This window comes from Avibacterium endocarditidis (assembly GCF_002921145.1).
Classification (GTDB): domain Bacteria; phylum Pseudomonadota; class Gammaproteobacteria; order Enterobacterales; family Pasteurellaceae; genus Avibacterium; species Avibacterium endocarditidis.
Genome location: NZ_PQVI01000116.1, coordinates 1 through 3511 on the forward strand (window position 1 = coordinate 1; position 3511 = coordinate 3511).

Consider the following 3511-nt stretch of genomic DNA (forward strand, 5'->3'; position numbering starts at 1 on the left):
TTTGGCATAAAATGAAAGATCGTTATAAATATCACGAATAATTTGCAGATTTTTTTTGCTGTATGGCGATAAACGTAAATAATGATTTGGGGCTGGTTTTCCTGTCCGATTGTCCACAATATAATCTACTTGTTGATCCGAATTGCGCAAATCAAAAGCAAAAGTCGGCAGCCAAGCATAAACATTAACGTGAGTACGTATCATTAGTTGCCAAGCAACTTGGCTGAACAGATCCGCTTTTACAGGCAAATAACGATTAGGGAAATATAATTTATCTGCTACACCATTACCGTCTTCATCAGCATAGGCTTGTAAATATACCGTTGTTACTCCATAACGATGTACACGTTCAATTAAAGCATCAAAATTTTTCTTTTGCTGTACTGGATTTGGATCATAAACATAGTCTAAATCTACATGAATAACACGTTGCACTTTTTGGTTATCACGTCGTCCATTCAAGTAATTCGCAATGGTATTTAAATCTGTTTCTGCATCAAGTAATAAGCGCCCAATATGTTTATCACCAACCTGATTAATTTTTTCTGCATCAAGAGAAAAATGATGTGTCATTCCGGTTTGCATTGCGGCATTGACCGTAGCGTCAGTAAATTGTCCATAGGGCCAAACCATAACACGTGGTTTTTGTCCCGTATATTGGGCGATTAAATCCACTGATGTTTGTAGATCTTTTTGAATACGATTGTGATATTGTTCTCTTGTTTCATATTTCCCATTTTGGTAGATCGGTGCAATCATTGCAGGAAGCTGGCTACCAGCAGGATTAGCCAATACACCATGGTGAGAATCGTGCGTATGAGAGGCTATTTCTACTAAACCACTTTCGTGCATTTCACGAATTTTATTCCAAGTAGTAAAAGCTGAACGATCCAGTTTTTGTTTCGTACCATAATCTACCTTACTTCCTGCTGGGGTGCTTATCCAGCTAGTTACAGGGGCAAATACCGCAGGATAATGATAGGCTTTCAATAATGGAAAGATTGTGCTGTACATTGTTTCATAGCCATCATCAAAGGTAAGTAGAACAGCTTTTTCAGGCAATTCCCCTTTTCCTTGCTCAGCATCTATTACTTGTTGCCAACTAATAACGTGATAACCATTCTCTTTTAACCAATTAAATTGATTAATTAGTGTACTTGCAGGAATGGTTTGTGGCACATAAAACTGTTCTTTTGCAGGGGCTGATTCATCAATCACAGAATGATAAGCCAATACACTATAATCTGTTGCCGCAAAAGCATTTACTGCTACAGCAGTAAATGAAAGAGCGGTCAAAAAAACATGAGAAATTTTCTTAAAAAACATCATAAGTCCTAAAATAATACTGAGAAACCGAGATTTGCGAAGTTATTAAATTCAGCTTCGCCATCATAAATATTTTTTTACGCCCTAGTTGGTAAGAGACTGAAATACGTTTACCTAAACGCCATTCGTGACCATAAGCTACTGACCAAGAATTCTGGCTACTATGCTCTGTTTGAGCAAAACGTCCAACCCCAGTTTTTAAATGGTGAGTAAATGCTACCCCATAATTTAATGGCTGGTAATAGCTCAAATTTGTCGTCAATTCTAAATTACGGCTTCGTTCAGGATTATAATCATCGGCATCAGCTATCAAGTGGTTGTGCTGAATATCCCAACGGAAATTAGCAGTCAGTTTCCAACGATCGTGTTTAAATACTTCTGCACCAGCCCAAGTAGTGAGAGATTTACGGCGGTTGCCGTCATCAAAATTCATTTGGTTTATGTTAATTCCAAGCAGGAAACGATCGTTATAGCTATAAGTAACAAACACTCCAAAATCTTTTGTATAGATACCGTTTTTTATACCTTTTACAGGGAAACTACTACCGTTGATATTGCCATTTAATCCGAACTGCCAATTATCATTGATTTCATAAGATAAATTAGCGCTGTAATAGGCTTTATTATTTAACTGAATTCCTTTTCCTGCTTCTATGTTCAACATTAGCGGATAAAAATTTAATGCAACACCAACACCAACACCAACACCAACACCAGCGCGTTGTTGACGCATTTTGTCTTCATTAGTTGGCGATTGTGTAATTAAGTAATGTACATAGGCAGAATGCCCCATTTCAGTTTTCGCTGAATAAAGCATATAATCTTGTGTGATTTCATCGCTTTGTTTTGCATTTGGTGTTTGATGCTGTATGTTAAAATTAGCGATAAAACGTGCTGAGCGACGCAATTCATATTGTTCTAATAGATTTTTTGAGCGTACTTTTTCTTCAGCATTAAAGCCATTTACCAATTTACTCGCTAAATGCCAATCTTCCTGTTCTAAGGCAGTATAAGCTTGGTTTTGTTTAACAAACAGTTGATCTTGGGATTGCAAAAACGCACTTGCTTTTTTCGTTAAATTTAATGCTTTTTGATAATTACCGCGACTACACTCAATTTCACTAAGAGCAAGTATTGCCCAAGCATCACCGCCCGCGTGATTTAAACGTGCTTGTAAAATGTCAGCTGCGCCTTGTTTATCTCCACGCCAATTCATTAAATTAACGTGAGTAAAGAAACGCTGATCAACTTCAGGATTTATGATCCGCATCGTGCGAGTGTAATCATTAATGAAAGGCGCTGGATTTATTCTAGAAAGGTAACTCTGTGCTTGATCAAAATAACCCGCATCACTTGATGCATTGATCAATTTAAACAGTAAAGATGAACGTACTGGCTGATTAGCTTGAGCTGCCGCTTGCTAATAAAGTATCTGCATAAGCTTCTTTAGTATAAGCGGGCATTGGTTTGCCAAGTCGTCCTAGCGCTGTATAATTTTCCTTCACCCAATCTAAACGGTTTAATTTTGCTGCTAGCACTAAGCGATCTTGCAAGGCTAATTGATATAGTGGATTTTCTCTATCAATTGTCGATAAGAGTTTGCTAAGTTTGTCATAGTTTTGCTGAAAAGTGCGGTCAGAAATATTGTCGCCTTTTGAGTTTGCGATAATTTCGCTATGTTTTGCCCAGGTTTTGTCTTTTGTATTAAACAGAGCGGGGTATTGTGCCATTAAAGATTGCTGTAACGGTAAGATTCGATTACGAGAGGCAAGACGATATAATTCTAACGCAAGTTTATGATTTGAAGGGTCCTGTTTTAGTTGATCTTGCCAACGCCCTAATTTTGCTAAATCAGGTTGAGTTTTATCGAGCAAGATTGTTTGGGCTTCTTTCGCACTCGCGTCATTACCGAATTTTTGTCGATAACGCGCTAAATGTGCTTGGGCAGATTGATATTGTCCCAATTCCGTTTCCACTAACACACTTCCTAACCAACCCGCAGGGTTTTGTGGATTGCGTCTGCGTAGAGCGGTATAAAATTTTAGGGGCTGTAGTAGATTAGCAACAATGCTATACTACAAAAATGAAGATAACACATTGTAAATTAAAGAAATCTATACAGAAAAAACTGCTGGAGTTTTTTATCGCAGAAGTTACTGCAAGAACGGCAGCAAATTTGCTAGAT

Annotated in this window: 3 protein-coding genes and 1 pseudogene; 1 reads left to right on the plus strand and 3 read right to left on the minus strand. The window is 37.7% G+C overall.

Annotation, left to right across the window (positions count from 1 at the left end; genetic code table 11):
- From pgaB to C3Z13_RS08740, 3 genes are all read right to left on the minus strand, one after another.
- Positions 1 to 1329: poly-beta-1,6-N-acetyl-D-glucosamine N-deacetylase PgaB (gene pgaB, locus C3Z13_RS08730; protein WP_245872607.1), on the minus strand; the 1329-nt coding region annotated here is incomplete at its 3' end.
- Positions 1316 to 2695 carry a PgaA family protein gene (locus tag C3Z13_RS08735; protein WP_103855658.1) on the minus strand — a complete coding sequence of 460 codons (1380 nt, stop codon included), beginning with the start codon at positions 2693 to 2695 and terminating at the stop codon, positions 1316 to 1318. The genes C3Z13_RS08735 and pgaB, both read right to left, overlap by 14 nt.
- A 31-nt stretch (positions 2696 to 2726) precedes the next feature.
- Positions 2727 to 3302 carry a PgaA family protein gene (locus C3Z13_RS08740; protein WP_103855659.1) on the minus strand — a complete coding sequence of 192 codons (576 nt, stop codon included), beginning with the start codon at positions 3300 to 3302 and terminating at the stop codon, positions 2727 to 2729.
- 107 nt (positions 3303 to 3409) lie between these two features.
- Between C3Z13_RS08740 and C3Z13_RS08745 the strand changes: the two are divergent.
- Positions 3410 to 3511, plus strand: a pseudogene (locus C3Z13_RS08745) (IS1595 family transposase); the annotation flags it as partial.